15 protein-coding genes are annotated in these 19,168 nt (G+C 35.7%); 11 read left to right on the top strand and 4 right to left on the bottom strand.

Annotation, left to right across the window (positions count from 1 at the left end):
* Nucleotides 1–14: 14 nt before the first annotated feature.
* Nucleotides 15–677, bottom strand: a complete 663-nt coding sequence (locus QYZ68_RS05810) for a hypothetical protein (protein WP_301384720.1) — start codon at nucleotides 675–677, stop codon at nucleotides 15–17.
* A gap of 917 nt (nucleotides 678–1,594) precedes the next feature.
* Between QYZ68_RS05810 and thyX the strand changes: the two genes are divergently transcribed.
* From thyX to QYZ68_RS05855, 9 genes are all read left to right on the top strand, one after another.
* A complete protein-coding gene (thyX, locus tag QYZ68_RS05815) occupies nucleotides 1,595–2,413 on the top strand; it encodes an FAD-dependent thymidylate synthase (protein WP_301384721.1) in 819 nt (272 codons plus the stop codon).
* Nucleotides 2,403–2,813, top strand: coding sequence for a class Ib ribonucleoside-diphosphate reductase assembly flavoprotein NrdI (gene nrdI / locus QYZ68_RS05820; RefSeq protein ID WP_301384722.1), 411 nt, complete (start codon nucleotides 2,403–2,405; stop codon nucleotides 2,811–2,813). Before thyX ends, nrdI begins: the two co-directional genes overlap by 11 nt.
* Nucleotides 2,791–4,866 carry a class 1b ribonucleoside-diphosphate reductase subunit alpha gene (gene nrdE, locus QYZ68_RS05825; protein WP_301384723.1) on the top strand — a complete coding sequence of 692 codons (2,076 nt, stop codon included), beginning with the start codon at nucleotides 2,791–2,793 and terminating at the stop codon, nucleotides 4,864–4,866. The genes nrdI and nrdE overlap by 23 nt, the downstream gene beginning before the upstream one ends.
* A gap of 9 nt (nucleotides 4,867–4,875) precedes the next feature.
* A complete protein-coding gene (gene nrdF, locus QYZ68_RS05830) occupies nucleotides 4,876–5,847 on the top strand; it encodes a class 1b ribonucleoside-diphosphate reductase subunit beta (RefSeq protein ID WP_301384724.1) in 972 nt (323 codons plus the stop codon).
* A gap of 196 nt (nucleotides 5,848–6,043) precedes the next feature.
* The gene (locus tag QYZ68_RS05835; protein ID WP_301384725.1) at nucleotides 6,044–6,808 is read left to right on the top strand and encodes a hypothetical protein; all 765 of its coding nucleotides are present in this window, start codon (nucleotides 6,044–6,046) and stop codon (nucleotides 6,806–6,808) included.
* A 230-nt stretch (nucleotides 6,809–7,038) separates the two neighbouring features.
* Complete coding sequence (locus tag QYZ68_RS05840) at nucleotides 7,039–8,439, top strand: hypothetical protein (protein WP_301384726.1); 1,401 nt, start codon at nucleotides 7,039–7,041, stop codon at nucleotides 8,437–8,439.
* A 247-nt stretch (nucleotides 8,440–8,686) separates the two neighbouring features.
* Complete coding sequence (locus QYZ68_RS05845) at nucleotides 8,687–9,751, top strand: hypothetical protein (RefSeq protein WP_301384727.1); 1,065 nt, start codon at nucleotides 8,687–8,689, stop codon at nucleotides 9,749–9,751.
* A gap of 187 nt (nucleotides 9,752–9,938) precedes the next feature.
* Nucleotides 9,939–10,925: a hypothetical protein gene (locus QYZ68_RS05850; protein ID WP_301384728.1), complete on the top strand. Its 987-nt coding sequence runs from the start codon at nucleotides 9,939–9,941 to the stop codon at nucleotides 10,923–10,925.
* Nucleotides 10,926–11,383: 458 nt separating this feature from the next.
* Complete coding sequence (locus QYZ68_RS05855) at nucleotides 11,384–13,435, top strand: autotransporter outer membrane beta-barrel domain-containing protein (RefSeq protein WP_301384729.1); 2,052 nt, start codon at nucleotides 11,384–11,386, stop codon at nucleotides 13,433–13,435.
* A 76-nt stretch (nucleotides 13,436–13,511) separates the two neighbouring features.
* Here the strand turns inward: QYZ68_RS05855 and QYZ68_RS05860 are convergent, their stop codons facing one another.
* Nucleotides 13,512–13,787 carry a hypothetical protein gene (locus tag QYZ68_RS05860; protein WP_301384730.1) on the bottom strand — a complete coding sequence of 92 codons (276 nt, stop codon included), beginning with the start codon at nucleotides 13,785–13,787 and terminating at the stop codon, nucleotides 13,512–13,514.
* A gap of 224 nt (nucleotides 13,788–14,011) precedes the next feature.
* Nucleotides 14,012–15,370 carry an NCS2 family permease gene (locus QYZ68_RS05865; RefSeq protein WP_301384731.1) on the bottom strand — a complete coding sequence of 453 codons (1,359 nt, stop codon included), beginning with the start codon at nucleotides 15,368–15,370 and terminating at the stop codon, nucleotides 14,012–14,014.
* A 490-nt stretch (nucleotides 15,371–15,860) separates the two neighbouring features.
* On the opposite strand from QYZ68_RS05865, the gene QYZ68_RS05870 reads away from it, so the two are divergent.
* A complete protein-coding gene (locus QYZ68_RS05870) occupies nucleotides 15,861–16,160 on the top strand; it encodes a hypothetical protein (protein ID WP_301384732.1) in 300 nt (99 codons plus the stop codon).
* Between the two features lie 93 nt (nucleotides 16,161–16,253).
* Here QYZ68_RS05870 and QYZ68_RS05875 read toward each other — a convergent pair whose 3' ends face one another.
* Nucleotides 16,254–17,252, bottom strand: coding sequence for a hypothetical protein (locus QYZ68_RS05875; protein ID WP_301384733.1), 999 nt, complete (start codon nucleotides 17,250–17,252; stop codon nucleotides 16,254–16,256).
* A gap of 98 nt (nucleotides 17,253–17,350) precedes the next feature.
* Between QYZ68_RS05875 and QYZ68_RS05880 the strand changes: the two genes are divergently transcribed.
* Nucleotides 17,351–19,132, top strand: coding sequence for a hypothetical protein (locus QYZ68_RS05880; protein ID WP_301384734.1), 1,782 nt, complete (start codon nucleotides 17,351–17,353; stop codon nucleotides 19,130–19,132).
* Nucleotides 19,133–19,168 lie beyond the last annotated feature (36 nt).

The raw sequence follows: 19,168 nt of genomic DNA on the forward strand, positions 1-19,168 counted from the left end.
ACGCACTCAAGAACTTAGTACTTCATTACGTATTGTGTGTAGTGTTTGTGCAACTTGGAATGCACATTTTTGACCGAGTTGTAAAGATCTGCGAATTTGGGTATAAACTTCTTAAAGCTTTTTTCAACCCGATTGTGGTCGAGGGTGCTTACTATCGATGCAAACTCCTTTACATATTCAGGAATTAGCGGTAAACGCCTTTCCAATGATTCTTTGTATTCATGGTAATGTTTTTGTACACCCTCCGAGTCTTCCTGTCTTAGCATGTTTGCAAGTTCTATTGTATCTGACAGGAGTAGACTCAGAGAATCTAGTTCATACAAAAGATACGCTGCTTTATCTGGATTTTTGTCCCTAAGTTTGATTAAAAACTTATGTGATTTGCGCAGTAAATTCTTTTGTGAGCCAACAGGAGCGCTTTTTTTATTTTCTGCAACCATTAAGCATAATCTTAATTTGTGCAATAAGTCTTCTTCAGATAATGCTTTAAAAGCATCAATGCTTGTAAGAAAAAAGCCATCAAGGTATTTTAAGTTTTTAAAATTAATTTTCCACTTACTTGCCCTTACTTCTTCTTTTGTCACACCAGATCCATTTAAAGAAAATAAACTTACTGAACATATTATTAGCAACGCAGATAACAAAACACTTCTAATAATTGAAATGATAAAAATCATATTTACCTTCTATTTAAAAATCTAATAAGTCAATATATAGCATTTATAAAAAGTCACTATATGACATGTGAAAGGTAATATGGACATATTTAAGAAGGAAAATTAAGTAATAATAAATATAAAATTTATGCCCATTGATTTGAGTAGTATTTTGCAAGCTCGGGTGAAGATATGGCCTGTGAACTGGGTTTCTGGCCATTTTGACTAATTAGTTGTTTAATTAAAGTAGGTGGTAATAAAAGTCTGAGCCTAAACTCAAGCTTATGCCTGCTGTGGATAACCAATACCATTCTGTTAACTTGAAGTGTTGTCCTCTAACAAGTTTGCTCTGCACTGCATCTTTGGGTTTTTCTGCTTTATTGTCAAGCTCAGAGGGAATTAAATGGCATCCGTCACGACATAAGGCTTGCTTTCATAGCCTTAACTGATCTTGAGTCTAGTCCCATTTAGAGTTACTGTTTTTCGTTTACCAGTTCATAGGTTATTTAAATACAGATACTTCTCTCTAGATAAATATCATTTTATTTTTATTCTATGACGCAAAAATCAATCATAAATCAAATCTTTTATTCACCAAGGATAGTGCTGTTTAGCAGCATTGTGTTACTTTTTACTCTTCAAGTGAGAACATATTTGCAAAAATAGTATTTAAAAATGCTTACTAAATGTTGTTTAACATTGCAAACTTTTGTGCTAACATTTACCTACTAAATTTCATTCGTAAGATATTAAAGTAGTGAAAAAGGTAGATTTTATTTACATAAAAAGAGCTTAATATTGGTTTAAGGTGGCTTATAGGGCAATTTAGGTTGATTTACTTTTAGGATTGAGGCTTGTTGACAGGCTTTTGTTTAGGGGTTAAGGCTTAGGAGCACATTAGTAATTTGATTAAGAGATTAGGTATGGGGAAGTAATTTATGCATGAATGTGTACAAGCAGCGGAAGAAATATTAGACAAGGAATACAAGGTTTTGTGCAAGGGGTTCTTAAGGCTTGTCGATTATATGGGTAGTGATGAGCGAATAGTTAGTGCGGCTAGGGTTTCTTACAGGGATTCTAAGGCAAAGCGAGACAGTGCGGGTCTTATTGATTACCTTATAAGAAATGAGCATACAAGCCCTCTTGAACAGGTGGTTCTTACTTTTCATGTGAAAGCTCCAATATTTGTTGCAAGACAATGGATGAGGCATAGGACAGCAAGGATTAATGAAGTTTCAGGGCGTTATAGTGTGATGAGAGAGGAGTTTTATGTTCCCTCTGGAGGTGACATTAACAAACAGAGTGTCACTAACAAGCAGGGGCGTTCTGATGTAAGGCTTAGTGAGAAGACTGTTGAGAATTTGGTTAGTAATCTGGAGGAGCACTATAAGAGATCTTACAACGTTTACCATGACATGGTAGAAAGTGATGTCTCAAGAGAGGTAGCAAGGATATCTTTACCTTTAAGCTTGTACACTGAATGGTACTGGCAGATTGATTTGAATAATTTATTTCACTTTGTTAAGTTAAGAATATCGTCTCATGCCCAGAAGGAAATAAGGGAATATGCTATTTTGTTATTAAAAATTGCAGAAAGGGTTGTCCCATTAGCTACTGCTAGTTTTAAGAATCATATTCTAGAAGGTGTTATGCTTTCAAAAAATGAAGTACGTGAGATTAAGAGGGTATTAGATCTTTCTAGGCTGCATTTGTCAGAGCTTGAGTTGAAGAGACTGAAAGAGAAGCTTGATTTATGAATATGAAACGGAAGAGAGGGTTATCTATATTTTAGTAGTATATGCTTCCAGGACGGGAAATGTAGGTCGCTTTATTGCAAAAACGGGTTTGCAAGATGTTTTACGCATAGAGACTGGCTGTGAGATTGTGGATGAGCCTTATGTTTTGCTTACTTATACAGCTTCTTTTGGCAACATACCACCTGAGGTAGAAAAATTTTTGGCTAACAACTGGAAGTTGATGGTAGGGGTTGCTGGGAGTGGGAACAAGAACTGGGGAGATTCTTTTTGTAATGCTGTTAATTTAATAAGACGCAAATATGATGTGGAAGAGATATTGAAGTTTGAACTTGCAGGAAATGTGCACGATGTTAATAATTTTGTAGAAAGGATTTGCGATGAGACACTTAGAGTTAAATAATGAAATTATGGTCTTAAAAGACGGGTTTTACAGACTAGAGAAAGATCTGGAGGCTTTAAGTGTTTTCTTGGACGAGGTTGGTAGCAAGTCTTTAAGGTTTAATGATCCAAATGAGAGAATGCACTATTTGATTGACAATAATTATTATGAAGATTTTTATGAAAAATATTCTGAGGAAGAGATACTTGAACTCTATGCGGTTGTAAGACTTGAGGGGTTTAAGTTTAAGTCTTATATGAGTGCATCTAAGTTTTACAAAGACTATGCACTTAAGAATGATGATCGTAGTGTTTATTTGGAAGATTATGAAGATAGAGTGGTTGCAGTTAGCCTCTCTCTTGCTTGTGGGGACTTTAATTATGCTAAAAGCCTTGCTACTGAAATGATTAAACAGCGTTATCAGCCGGCAACACCTACATTTTTAAATGCGGGGAAGAAGGTCAGGGGCGAGCTTGTATCTTGTTTTTTGTTAGAAGTAGAGGACTCTCTTAACAGTATTACATTCAATATTTCCTCAGCCATGCAGCTTTCAAAGATTGGTGGTGGAATTGCTTTAAATCTTTCAAATATTAGGGCTGTTGGGGAGGATATAAGAGGCATTCAGAATGTTGCAAAGGGTGTCATACCTGTTATGAAACTTTTAGAAGATGGATTTAATTACGCAGATCAAATGGGACAAAGGAAAGGTGCTGGTGCTGTATACTTGAGTATTTTTCATTACAATATTGAGGAGTTCTTGGACACAAAGAAGATAAATGCCGATGAGAAGAGTCGTATGCAGACATTATCACTGGGTGTCATTATTCCAGATAAATTTTTCGATATTGCCCGTGAAGGCGGTAATTTTTGTGCATTCGCACCTCATTCGCTTTTCAAAGCAACGGGACGGCATTTAAGTGATATTGATTTTGATAAAGAATATGAAACTTTAATAAGTAATCCAAATATTGTAAAGAAAGAGATTTCTGCTAGAGATATGCTGGTTCGTATTGCTAGATTACAGTTTGAGTCTGGATATCCTTATATAATGTATTCCACTGCGTGTAATTTAAATAACCCACTTAAAGATATTGGTAGCATTAAGATGTCTAATCTTTGTACAGAAATTTTTCAGATACAGACTCCCTCACTTATTGCTGATTATGGTGATGGGGACGAAATAGGCTACGATATTAGTTGCATTCTTGGCTCTTTAAATATTGTAAATGTTGTAAATAGTGATTTTGAGCATACGGTTGATGTTGCAATGAGAGCACTAACGGCTGTTGTTGGTATTGTAGATATTAAAAATGCTCCAAGTGTCAGGAAGGCAAATGAGGATTACCATGCAGTTGGCCTTGGTGTAATGAATTTACACGGATTTTTAATTAAAAACAAAATTCCCTATGAGAGCCTAGAGGCTTGCGATTTTGTTCGTACCTTTTTTATGATGTTAAATTTTTATTCTTTAAAGAGTAGTATGAACATTGCAAAGGAGAGAGGGAAGACTTTTAAGGATTTTAGGAAAAGCGATTATTACAAGGGAAATTACTTTGATATGTATTTAAGTGAGGATTTCTCACCCAGTACAGAAGCAGTACAGAAGATATTTAATGGTCTGAAAATTCCAGACAAAAATGATTGGTCGTGCCTTAAGGATGCGGTTAGGAAACATGGTCTTTATCACTCTTATAGGCTAGCTGTAGCCCCAACTCAGAGCATATCTTACATTCAAAATGCAACAACGTCTCTTATGCCAATTGTTGAGCTTGTTGAAGCTAGGGTTTATGGTAATTCAACAACGTATTACCCAATGCCGTATTTGAGTAGAGAAAATGCTACTCTTTTTAAATCAGCATATCACATGGATATGAGAAAATTAATAGATCTCATCAGTGAGGCTCAGCGGCATGTTGATCAGGGGATTAGTACTCTTCTTTACGTTACAAATGAGGCTAGTACTAGAGATCTTGTAAAGCTTTATATTTATGCTAAAAATAAGGGACTTAAAAGCCTATATTATACAAGGAATAAAAATCTATCAGTGGATGAATGTATTCTTTGCGCAATATAGGGGGTATTTATGAGAGATGATGGTAATCGGGAGGCTATAAATTGGAATAGGCTTAATAATGGGTACACCAAGATGTTTTGGGATCAAAACATAAGACAGTTTTGGGTGGATGAAGAGATTCCAATTTCAGGAGATAAACTTGTTTGGCAAACCTTAGCGCCAGAGGAAAGAGATGTTTATGAGAAGGTATTAGGGGGTCTTACCTTACTTGATACAGAACAGGGTTCTGTTGGCATGCCAAGAATAGCTTTAGCAATAGATAATCTAGACTATAAACCTGTGCTCGGGTTTATGGGTGCTATGGAGCACATGCATGCAAAAAGCTATAGTAGCATATTTTCAAGTCTGTCAAACATAGACAGGATAGATAACATATTCAGTTGGGTCAAGAATTATAGAAATTTTCAAGATAAACTAGATTTAATCTTGTCTAGATATAACAACATTTACGATAGGATGAGTTTATATAAGGCTTTGTGTACTTCTGTGTTTCTTGAAACATTTTTGTTTTATTCAGGATTTTTTTATCCTCTGTATCTTGCAGGTCAAGGTAAGATGATAAATAGTGGTGAGATTATTAATTTAATATTAAGAGATGAATCTGTGCATGGTGTGTTCGTTGGGCTTCTAGCACAGGAAGAATTTAATAAAATGACTAATCGAGAACAGGAGCTTGCACGAAAAGAGGTACTTTCTATTCTAGAAAGACTTTATGGTCTGGAGAATGCATACACTAGGGAGCTGTATTCTTCCATTGGACTTGAGGTGTCTGTTGATGTTTTTGTTCGCTACAATGCAGATAAGGCTTTAATGAATCTAGGGTTTGATCCTATCTTTAACATTAAAGATGTTGATGTTAATCCTCTAGTCTTAAATGGATTGCGGACTCACACTAAAACACACGATTTTTTTTCTACCAAGGGCAATGGGTATATTAAACCCATGAAAGTTGAGGTTTTGCAAGATGATGACTTTGCTTGAAGAGTTTTAGTATTTAAAATAAACTTGCACCCTATTTAGTTACTCCCTAGGGATTTTAGGTTTAAAATATCATGCTAGAGATCCCTTCGGCTGGCAAATATTGCCTAAAGATTCGCCACTAATTCTACTCCTTTCTTCTTATACTTAAGTTGTTTATTTCCTGTTATGAGATGCCTTAGCGGAGAGGAGGGGTGTGATGATGTATATAAGAGCTACAGGTATTTTGTTATTAGTTTTATTTGTGAGTTGTAAGTGGTGGTATAAAGCTGAAGCTGAGGTCGAGATTAGGGTCAAGGTAGTTCGAGAGGATCCAGTTGTTGTAGCAGAAAAGGCTGCAGAGGAAGTAAGCAAGGCTACGGGAAAGGGAGTAGAAGAGGTCAAGACCTTAAGTAAAGAAGAACTTGGTAAGATTGCGAAAGATGTAGACGATAATGCTAAGGTGGCTTTACAAGATTCTAGAAATTTTAGTAATGGAGATGCAAATGCAAAGAAAACTTCTGAGCTTATTAAGGAGATTAAAGATTCAGCAGAGAAGTTTGATTTGGCGTTTAAGACGTTGGTAGGTGCAGGCTTCACTGGTGTTGTTTCGGATGTAGTAATGGCTAACATGAATAGTCATTTGAAAAGGTTATCTTTAGTAGATAATCTAGCAGGAATAGTTGAGAATAGTGGTTCAATAGAAGATGCAAAGAAGGCAGTAGGAGCTTTTGGTGGTGATACAGGCTCTTGTATGAGTGATATTAGTGAAAGTAGAGGGCATAGACAAAATAAAGGAAGCGAACAATGTATGAAAAGTCTTATGGGCAATGTAAGTGATCTGTTTAACGGTGTTTATAAGGAGTTAAGAGATGTTCTAGAGGAAGCTCCGGAAAAGTTTAAAGAAGCTTTGGGGGCGTTAAGGCGTGCTGCTTGGGATTTAAGTAGTGCATCTTCATTAGTTAAGAATAAGATTTCTTCTTAAAGAGTTATTAGCTGGAGGCAGGGAAGAGTAGAAGAGCTCTTCTTTGCTTCTGTGTTTTTACAACTTGTTTGGCAATATAAGGTGAGGGGTTGCTGTTGGGGCGGTTCTCGGGTTGGGAATCCTGTTCCTGGACTTAAGCATAGAAGTGAGGTATAATCTCTGCTTAACAGAAGTTGGAAGAAGTATGAGTTATTGCAGTGGTTTCTATGTGTTTGGTTCTTGGAGTTTGAATGGCTAGGGTTGGTGTGTTCTTTGTTGTTCTTATGCTACTCTCCTGTGATAACTACAATTTTGATGTGGGTTTGGGAAAAAGCGGTTTGGGAAAAGACTTACTGGATTTGGGTCATAGGAAAACCGGCGGTGAGTTTGTGGGGGATCAGTCGGATTTTGGTAATGAAATTTTTTCTGATGTAGGCGGTGTGGGTGGTAAAAAGCCTGGGATGGCTGTTGTGGAGGATAAGGATATCCTTGATGTGGATGCAAAGGCTGAGGCTAATCTGGAAGTACCTTCGATAGTCGAGGCTATTCCCGTGCGGGGCGACTCTTTGCTTCCGGCGGATTCTTTAGTAAAGGGTGATGCAATAGTAGCTGAGGCGGGGGCTTTAAATGCTGATGGAGTTGTGTTGCTAGAGGGTGGAAAAGCGTTTTTGGGTAGTGATCTTGTGGATGGTGATGGTAACTCCTTGGATGCGGACGGGGAGGAGACGCACGATGAGATAAAGGTTGATTGGCTGAATCGCTTGGGGGTTGGTTACAAGGAAACATTGGAATATTTAAAGGATATCTTGCAGGACGAGCGCTACAAGGCAAGGCTTGGTGGTGCTTATGAGGGCAGCCATGAGGACAATATTAAAAAGTATGCTTACAGTGAAAAGCTCATGCTTGGTTTCCTAGCAAGCATAGGAGAGCGGGGTACACAAGACATGCTTACTCAGATAAAGCATGCAAGAGAAGCGGTTGAGAAATATAGCGGAGAAGGTGATCGAGGGGATATTCTTTATGATTTAGAGTCAGATTTGTCATACGCGTTTTATCAAAACAAAGTTTATGACAAAAAACCTAACATTGAGGTTTTGGACAAGATTAAGGCTTGTGCTGAATCTTTTATTGAAAACATCAATAATGAGCTTGTCTTGATGAATAAGAAAGTATTACTTAGCACAGAGGAAGTTTGGGGTGATAAGTTTAAAGAACACTTAAGTGAGGATGAACTGTATACGTTAATGATATGTGAGATTCTTTTAAGGGATAAAGATATATCTTTGAAGAGCGTTGGGGATAAATTTATCTCGTTGGGTAAGAATATGATGCGTAAGACGTTAAAGAAGTTGGATCAGCTAATATCCAGTGCACTGATTAAAGACATTGGTGGTGCTACTTCTAAAAAAGCGACGAAGGAAAAGATTTCAAATCAATTAGAATCTTTAAGCGAGTATGATAAGAGGAAGTTGGATGCTTTGCGTGACAGATTGCATCATGTATTCAAGCATTTAATAAGTGTGAAGCTTTCTTTAAATAAGATGTATGAAACTCTTCAGGATTTGCTTAAACAAGCAATAAAAGAATTTAAAGAAGATGATTTTAAAATAAAATATGCATACAGTGCTCCTCAGACTAAATTAACAAAATAGTTAGACCAGGCCTTGCATTAAATAGTAAAAATAAGAGTAAATAAAAGTCTAGTAAGTATAAAGGGATAGTATACACAAAGGTATTTCCTAGCCCCCGGAAGTTAAAACCCAAGAACTTTGTTTAAAAATGTTTAAGAACACGTTTATTCGTAATATTGAAATATAATGAGTATTATATTATAATATTACGAACATATTTAGTGTATCATAATTTAAGTGTTGTAGTATGCGAAATAAGGGGAGAAGAATGAATAAAATTAGCGTGTGTTTTTTAATGTTGATGTCGATTTTTTTTGTATCGTGTGAATTTTGGGGAGGGCTTAGTGCAAGGAAGGTTTCAGGTGATGCTGAGACAGATGGTGATGTGAGTATAGTTGAATTGGCAGGGGGTGTTAAGCTTTTAAATAATAATACAGGCGGGGGATTGAATGGAAGCGGTAGGCTTGTAGGGGACTTGAAGCCTGTAGGAGGCAATTTAGCTGGAGACAATAATCCTGGGGATGGTGTGGTTGGCGATCAAGCTGGTGGTAATGAAGTTATGCCAAAACCCTTAAATACTAAGTTAACTGAAGAGGATATGAAAAAACTTAAAGATTTTACTGGAAATACCAAAGCATATCCCAGGGATTTATCTTACACTATTAGTAATGCGTACTCCGTGCCTTATGCTAAGATCGGGACTTATTCTAATTGTTCAGATTACAGTCCTGGGTGTTTTACTCAGGGGCCTTCCGATGAACGCAAGGAAGGACTTAAGAAGTTAGTTGAGATTAAGCTTGAAGAGAAGTTTAAGAAGCTTGAGAATATGTTAAAGGACATAAGTGGTTATGATCCTAAAGCTTTGACTAATGCAATTGCTAAGTATGAAAGAGTTTTAAAAGAAGCACAAGATGCTAATGGTAAAATAAAAATTAACAATGCAAATGCCCAAGAAAGAAGTAAAAACATAGGGTACCTCAAAAAGGTAAGGGATACTCTTGATGCTGCTCTTGATGTTATGAAGCAAGCTAGCTTGGCTTATGCTGATGCATTTACTTCTGTGGTTTCTGGTATGTCTTCTAGTCAATTTAAGGAAGCCGTTAATGAGTTTAATCGAGCCGCTAAGGAGTATGCTAAAGTGGCCCCAGGCACCCGATTTACTGTTATTACTGAAGTAATTTTCTCTATGGCTAGTGGAAGAGGTCTTGCATATGAAAAGAGCTTTGCTAAGTTTGGCCCAGGGGGTCCGGAATTTTTTGCGGCTATTGAGAAATTGGAGAGTGCTTACGAGGCAGTAAAACCAGAGCAGGCGGCAAAAGTTAAAAAGAAATAGCATTAAACAAATAGTTAATAAATTTAGTAAGTATTAGAGGAATAAGGAAGTCTTTAGGGGAACCTTATTCCTTGCCTTTATTATCAAGCGTTTCTAATCCGTGTTTTTTTGAATTTTTAGGAAATGATTGTTGTATTGTTAGTATTCTGAGTGTATTTGATGTATATATGGTACGTAGGGAGAGGATATGAATAGGTGTGGTGTGTGCGCTTTGGTGTTTTTGTTGTCAGTGTTTGTTGTGTCATGCGAATTTTGGGAAGGTAGGGATGCAAGACAGGCTGATGTGTCTTCGAGTAAGACTGGTTCTAGGGGTGGGAATGTTGATGGCGGCAGTGCAGATAATGGGGACGTTAAAGCTGCTGCTGTTGGTGCTGCTGAAGTAACGCCTATTACTAAGCTAACTTTAGAAGAGACGGAAAAGATTAAGGCTTTTGTTGAAAAGACCGAACCGTACACATTGGATTTAGCGGTGGTTATTCATAACAAGTATATCGGGTTTTCTAAGTCTATTATGGCCTATTCTACTTGTTCAGAATATGATGCTGCGTGTTTCGGTACGGTTCCTTCTGCTAATCGTAGTAAGGCTCTTGAGGAGCTAGAGAAGAGCGATCTTAAAAAAGATTTTCAAAAGCTTTCAGATTTATTAAAGCAAGCAGGTGGACGTGATGCTGGGAGTTTAAACGGTGCAATTGCTGAATATGAAAGGGTTTTAAAAGAAGCTAAAGATGCTAATGCTCGAATAGAAGAATTTGATCCTTCATTTACTAGGAAAGTGAGTAAAGAAGGGAAGACTAGAAATTTAGAGTATTTAAGAAAGGTTAGGGCTGTTGAGGGTACTATTCTCAGGACCATGGAAGTGGCTAGCTTGGCTTATGCTGATGCATTTGTTTCTCTAGTTTCTGGTATGTCTTCTGGTCAATTTAAGGAAGCCGTTGACGGGTTTGTCAAAGCTGCCAAGAAGTATGTTGGTGCAAATGAAGGCGATGAATTTACCATTATTGGTTATGCTATTGATATTATAATTTCCATGGAAGACCTTGAGAGACTGAAGAGTTTTGTCAAGGCGGGGAAAGAGGGCACAGAGTTTGTTGCTGCTATTGATAGATTAGAAAGTGTTTATAAGGAGGCGGTGTCCGTTGAAGAAGACAAAGAAGCAGATGATAATAATGAATGATTAGGTTATTAAATAATAGTAAGTATTAGAGAGGTTTTTAATTTTTATTTCTTTTAACTTTTACTAGTACACAAATTAACTCAACGTTTCAGATGTTTATTCGGCTTGCCTAGCTAGTTTGCTCAAGACGGCTTGAGTGAGTTGGCGAAGCTTTGTTAAAACACTGGAGGCCCCAGGAATATCTTTAAGTAAGAATATAATTGACCAGTAGGTAAGAGCAAATAAGAAGACAGATCAGATGATTCTTATTTGCTCTTATTTTGTGGACGCAAGCCATCTGTTTACATTTTGTAAAATTATATAATTTAATTATTTTAAGTATTAATTTATAACAGAGCAATGTTTAGTGTTACTACTATAATGATATAATAATATGTTAAGATTAGATATGTTTTGATTTTAATATTAAAATGTACTTAATACATTTAATGAAGTGATAAGTAAATTTAGGAGAAGATATGAGTAAAGTTAATATTTTTATTTTAATATTTTTGCTTTCAACTTTCATTGTATCATGTAAGTTTTGGGGAGAAATTGACAGAAAACGGGGAATAGTAGGTTTAAATAATGACGGCTTTAGCAGTGTAGATGATAAAGATAAATTAGATAAATTATTGAAAGATGGTTTTGAATTCCAGGTCGGTGATGTTGAAGCTGATAAAGATAAACTGACTAAGGGTGGTGTTCAAGGGACTCAGAGTGGCGACTTAACAGATTCAGGGAGTAATGCCGGAACAGGTGCTGTAGATGGTAAAGATAAGCTGGCTCAAGGTGATAGTGATGAATCTGGAAGTGGTGGTGTTGAAGCTGATAAAGACAAACTGACTCAAGATGGTGTTCAAGGAGCTCAGAGTGGTTCACCTTTAAGTAGTAATACTGGGATTGGTGATGTAGATGCCAACGATAAATCATTGCAAGGCAGTAATGCTGTAGCAGGTAGTGCAGGGGATAAAGACAAGCCAGAGCAAGGCGATGTTCAAGGAATTCAGAGTGATACTATTTCAGGAAATACAGGCAGTGTTCAAGGGCCTCAAAGTATTGTGGCTTCAAGTAGCAATACCGGAACAGGCAGTCCAGATAGTAAAGACTATCAGTCTCAGGGCAGTTCTCAAGGTGCTCAGAGTGGTGCTAGTTCAGGAAGTACAGGCAATGTTCAAGGAGTACAGAGCAGTAGTAGTGTAGCTTCAAGTGGTAATACTGGAGCAAGCATTGCAGGGACAAGAGACGGTAGTACCGGAGCAAGTGGCATGGGTAATACAGACAAGCTAGCGCAAGGTGATGTTAAGGGAGCCCAAGGTGGTGGAGCTGACAGCACAGGTGTTGTTCAAGGACCCCAAAGTATTGTAGTTTCAAATAACAATGTTGGAACAGGCAGTTCAGATAGTAAAGACCATCAGCCTAAGGGCAGTTCTCAAGGTGCTCAGAGTGGTGCCAGTTCAGGAAGTACAGGCAATGTTCAAGGAGTACAGAGCAGTAGTAGTGTAGCTTCAGGTAGTAATACTGGAGCAAACATTGCAGGGACAAGAGATGGTAGTACCGGATCAGGCAATACAGGGGATAAAGACAAGTTAGTGCAAGGTGATGTTAAAGAAACCCAGATCGTATCTGATGGTGCAGGTAGTAATAAATCAAATCTAGGTGCTGTACAGGGTGGTAATACTAGATCTGGAGGCACAAATCGTGCTCAAGAGAATCAAAGTGGTAGTGGTGTAGATACAAGTGGAGTAGCTACTCAGAGTAAAGTGATTCAGTCTAGAATACATCATAATGGTGGGATAAGACATAATGAAAACAAGGAAAAGGACAATAGACATCCTGATCTTGGTGTCTCTAACGCTAATAAGAGTTTGGACAGTGGTCTAACACAAGAGGATGTTAAGAGGAAATTTAATACCTTAGTTAGTCAGGTTGAGGAATATGAACATATATTAAGGCGTATTTATAATGACTACATTGGAGCTTCTAATACAATTAAAACTTATTCTAGAAATAATAATGGTAGTTATATTCGTGAGGTAAAAAGAGGACTTGATAAATTAAATGAGAGAAATCTGTATGATTCCTTTAAGCGACTAGGAAACATCATAAAGGATCACAGGTATCATCAAGGTTTATCTAGTGCTGTTAGTTCACTTAAAGAAATGTTGGAGAGTGCTTTAGCGACTGAAAAGGCTTCTTATGCCATAAAAGCTGCCAATCATTATCTTGGTGCCATAAATAGAGCTATTGTGGCTTATGTTGAATCCTTTGCTGATGTAGCTTCTACGCTATCTTCTGGTCAGTTTACCCAAGCAGCTCAAAGATTCGCTGAGGTTGCAAAGGCATGTGCTGAGATTAATAAAACAGACCTTAGTACCATCGCTTGGGCTGTTAGCGGTGTATTTCTTGGAAAGAAGTGGAACCTAGACCAGGCCAAAAGAGCAGCCAGCCAACTGTACGGTAGTAAAGGCGAAGAATTGTCTAGGGCTATTGATGCATTGGATGTTGCATACAAAGGTTTAAAACAATAGAAATCAACCATGGTACAAGGCGTAAGAGACCCTGCGTTTCTTACTGCTTTGGTACTGTTCTTCTACAAGATGCATCTTAACAATCTATGAGATCGTCGATTACGATGTTTTTTTTAGTCTCTGCAGTCTTTTTTACAGTGACATGTCTTTGTTTGCTCATATTTTTTTCCATTTTATTCATCTTTTCAAGTAAAGAACTTTGTTGAGCATAAATCGATTCAAGACCCTTTACAATGGTACCGTTTATGTTCATGGTGTCCATGATATAATTCGTAATATCGCCGTTAACGTTACGAAACATCAACTCCTCTAAAACATCGTCACTTGAAAACTTTTTCATAAACAAAAACACAGCAAGAACTGATCTTTCACACTAAGTCTAAAGCATTTGTTATTAAATGCAAAGAATTAAGATCAAGTTTATGTTTTTTTGTGTAATAAATAGCATGAGAAAAGTTATTTATTAATTCAGCTAAGGCTTAGTTTAGCTTTTACAGCCTATTAACTACCAAACTACTTTCTCTTAAAGCAAAGACATTTCACTATCTAGGAGTAGTAGCTTGGCTTGAGGTTAGTTTAGGGGTAAAAAAATAGCTTTATGATGAAAATAGAGGCTAGTAAGATCGCTAGAAGAGATATTTTAGGCATCTTTCTTGATATTAGGCCGTATATTATGCTTATTACCACATAAGATGCTATTCCAATACTAAGCCCAGAGCCTATGCTATAACTTAATGGAATCAGGAGTATGGTTAAAAAGCTAGGAATAGTTTCCACTGTGTTTGAAAGGTCGATATTTTTGATGCCTTTAAACATTAAAAATCCCACATAAATTAAGGCAGGAGCTGTTGCACTTGCTGGAACAGCAACAAATAAGGGAGCGAAGAGAATTGCTACTAGAAAAAGTAAGCCTGTTACAACAGATGTAAATCCCGTTTTTCCACCCTCAGCAATGCCAGTGGAACTTTCAACATAGGTCGTAACGGTAGATACACCCAGTACAGCCCCGGCTGTAGTAGCAATAGCATCAACTAATAATATCTTTCCCGCATTGGGAATATTGCCTTCCTTATCTAGCATGTTTCCTTCTCTAGCTACTCCTATCATAGTACCAACAGTATCAAATAGATCGTTAAACAATAAAACCAGTACTACGAAAATAAAGCTCCACATTTTATCCCCCATCATATAGGAAAAATCTAACTTATTAAATATGGGTTCAATAGATTCATATCTTAAAACACCATCTGGTAGGCTTATCCCAGAAGCCGTGGCAGCTTCTTCATAAAAAAGTGCATAAATCCAAGTTATTGCCGTAGCTACGATAATTGACCATAAAATATTTCCTCTTATCTTCTTGTATTCCAGAAAGATTATCAAAAAGAGTCCTATGAATGTAATACAAACTTTTATGTTATTAAATTGGCCAAGTCCGACCAGTGTTACTTCATCTTTAATAATAATACCGCTATTTGTAAGTCCAATAAAAGTTATAAATAGCCCCGTACCCACCGAGATGGCATATTTCAAATTCATGGGGATTAAGTTGATGATACTCTCTTTTATTTTTGTTAGAGATATAAAAATGAAAATAATACCTTCAACAAAGACAGCGGAAAGTGCCACTTGCCAAGGAATATTCATCCCTATTACTACAGAGAACGCAAAAAAAGCGTTAAGTCCCATTCCACAAGAGAGAGCTAGAGGAGTATTTGTATAAAGCCCCATGAGGATCGTAGAGAATGCAGATACAAGACAAGTTGCAGTAACTAAAGCCCCTATGGGCATGCCGGTATTCGCAAGTATAGAAGGGTTCACAGCTATTATATAGGCCATGCTTAAAAAAGTAGTAATACCAGCATATATCTCCTGTTTATAATTAATAGTATTGTTCCTAAATTGAAAAAGTAATGTTTCTCTTACAGTAAACACCATCTCCTCCTTTAACCTAAAAAACAGTGTTTTGATTTTTCTAAACGAGCCATCAAGATAATCTAGCTCATTGAAGATAAATGGTACAAAGCCATGATGCAATTTTAACTAAACTTATCTCTACAAGCAATACGTCCTGATAAATTCGATACCTTTTGGCGTTTTTCTACACTAAAGATATTATTAAAGTTATTAAATAATTGTTCTACAAAAAAATCATATTTTTATGTGCTAGATTTAGATAATTTTTTCTAAAAGTAATATTGCATTTAAAAACTTTTTGTTTTGTTTTGAAAATAAATTATTGATCTAGTTATCTCTATTTGAAATAAGCAATTAAGATATGTAAAATATAGTAAAGAATTGTGTAACTTAAGGTAGTTTATGCTTTTAAAGCATTTTGCATTCCCAGACTAACTGTATTATAATGGTTGTTACAGGTTGAGTTTATCGTTTTAATTTGAAGTGTCAGGACTTCACATCAGGAGATATTTTGAAGGGTAGGATTGCAGATAAGGATCGTGAGCCGTCTGGTGTTCAGAGTGCTTTGCTTGATTGTATTAGTATTAGTGAGGATTGTATGGACATATATGATGTACAGAGAGAGTGCCTTAGGGAGTTGTTGGGAGATGGAGATTTACAGAGGGAGAGCAATATTTCTGAGATGAATAGTTTGGATGTGGATATGTTTGGGAGTGTCTCGGAAATTGAAGATGAGAGGGGTGTTTTAAGAATTATCCGCAATGAAGATCAGACAATAAACATATGTTTTAAGGGCAAGCTCGAGGAATAAGGGGGAGCACAGTGCCTAGAGGGTATGTTCGATTATTTTTGTTTAGGTCAAGTCTTCTACATTGGCGATTTGAATAAACTTTAAGCTACGCAACTATTTGTACTCCATCAGTTTGAGTTTTATGTTCTTAACCAAACTTTCCCTAGCCAGTGCTTCTAAATTTAATTCAAAGTATTCTTTCTCAGCCATCTTGATTCCTACTAAACTGTGATAAATCTCACTACTGGATTTTTGTTTATCTTTGTTAATTGTCTCAAATTGGTTTGCAGATTTTAAGTAGTTTAATTTATCCTTTTCAAATTCTTTCTTTGACCAAGGCTCGTGTGATTTTTCCAGTTCATTCCAAGCAGTTTCCAATGCAAGAAAAGCCATGTCTTTTTTGTATTGTAATGACTGCCATGTATTAAAATTAACAGCATTAGCTTTATAAGCATTATTCAATTTGGATTCACTCATCATAAATTGTGAATTTATGTTGTTTAAATCCATAACCAATTGGTCCAGTTCTTTTCTAAGATTATCCTTAGCTTCATCATCCTTAATGCGGGTGTCATTGTAACTATTCATTGTATTCCAAGACGAAGTAGCATTTAAAAAATTTTCATCATAATTATTCTTTGTGTCAAACAATTGATAAAGGGAAGACAACAATTTTTCCCTTAATTGCTCTTTATTGAGCTTATAAGTTTGACAAAGCTTTTTAAGATCATTCATGTGATTATGATCTAAATTTTTTTTCTCCTCGGCCTGCCGAAATACAGCATGCTCTTCGTCAAGTTTGTCCTTATACTGCTCTTCAAGCTTTTCCATTAAAGAAATTTTAATGCTATTAAGAGACAATAAGGATTGCTCATAAGTATTGGTTGCTTGACTAATAGCGTCAATAGAGTTGTAGTATTCATCAACGCTTTTAAAGTATTCATCGAGAACAAAATATATATGCTTATCAATAAGCGTATCACCATGGACGCTCTTTAACGAGACTATTTTATCATATTCTGCATGACTGTATGTAAGCAAATCTTTTGTAGTTACTAGAGGGTTCAAATTAAAGACTATACTTAAAAGTATTAAAATTTGTAGCTTTTTCATAAAAATTCTCTATTCCCTGTGTTTTCTATATTAGAATTTATTTTGTAATGTTACAATAGTGGTAGCTTTACAAAAATGAAAATCAATAAGGCAAGGATATGAAAATATATTTAATATTATCCATTTTTATTTTTATTCTTTCTTGTAAAAAGCCTGATATTAAAGAAGAAGAACAGGTTATTGATTCCAGTTATTTTCCTGAGAGCGAAGAGCTATATGAAGCTAGGTACCATAAACTTAAATATGAATTATATAAGCAGATACAAGAAGTTAGGAACGACAAATCTATTAAGTCTGTGATTGAATCTCTTGTCTTAAAACAATCAGATTCGCTTATTAGACAAATTAAAGGGTTTGCAAGTAAATTTTCAGAAGAAGAATTTGGATTAAGTGACGAAATTGTTGTTTATGGCTCATATGTCCAAAAAGTTCCCACTACTGTGAGTAAATTGAATATTTTACCCTTAAATTCTCCTCTAAAGCAGATAACAACAGATTATCTTGAGCGTAATTTGAAAGATAGTAGGATATTGGAACCTTTAGTTATGTTAAATTCAAAACTTAATACCAAAGATAAGTTTGAGATTAATAAGATGCATTCCTTAAAGGACACATTTTCTAAATTTATCAATGAGAACGATATTTATCCTGTTATGTACAATCTTTATCTCTCAAATAATCAACCTGCTATTTATATTGTAGGTAACAGGATATATAAGAATCAAAATAAAGATAAAGCTATTTTTTATAAAAGAGTATTAAAACTTATTCTTGACAAATTTCATAGCAACTGGGTTCTGTCCCCCAGAGGTACAGAGAATTGGGAAATAAGTCATGAGCATTTAAATCCACAAATGTCAATTGATAACATATACGAGGCAAAATCTTATTATGTAGAAAATAAAATATACGATGAAATAGAGAAGACATATAGTGCAAGCTCCTTTCATAAGGAAGCCGTTAATGATTTTCTTGATAATAATATAGATTTATTTGTGAGCAGGATTGATGAATATTTGAAAGAATTTAAAGAAGCAGAGGGGGAGATTAAGGAGCTTAAGATTATTGCAGAACATGAACAAATCATACCCTATGAAAAATTTGTTAATAAGGATTTCATTAGCATCTATGCTGCTATTTATAACATATACTTAAGTAAATTTAATCCCAAGATATGTATTGTGGGTAAGAAGTCTTACCCACATCAAAATAAAGACTATACTATAACTTACAATAATGTATTAGTGTTAGATGTTAGAAAATTTGATAGCGGGCAATCCGATTATGTTCGATTTGAAATTAATAAGTATAGATTAGACCAAGTTATTGAGGAACAGACTTCTTTAAAAACAGATATTATTAAGAGCTGTAATTTTTGTAGACTAATACCTACTAGTAGGGATGAACTTGACTTAAGAGAGTATATTTTAAAACGAGATGTTTATGCTCAAATACAGAATGCTAAGACGGAGCAAGACCTTATTAATTCTCTTGTCTTAAGGCAATCAGATTCGCTTTTCAGGCAAATTAAAAATATTATAAAGAAAACATTTAATGATGATATAGAAATGGATAGAAATATGTATTTCAGAGGGGTATATCCTCAAACGGTATTTATTGATGAGCTCAAAGAAAGATTGAAAAACACTAAAATATTGCAGAACCCAAGAATAAGTTCAGCTATGGAGTTTGGGATCATACCGGAGCAATATAATTACATTTATCCGTTAATTTACAATATGTATTTATATGAAGACAACCCCGTTATTATGCTTTATTCTAAAAATTATTTCCGTTATGAATTTATGACTTCCAGGATTGTTTGTGAGTTGTCAATAGACAAATCTACTGATAAGTGGAAAGTTAAACAAGTGAGATAAAATAAACAAAAAGTCATGCGAAACAACATTTCCCAA

Origin of the sequence: Borrelia sp. P9F1 (genome assembly GCF_030436115.1) — a bacterium.
Classification (GTDB): domain Bacteria; phylum Spirochaetota; class Spirochaetia; order Borreliales; family Borreliaceae; genus Borrelia.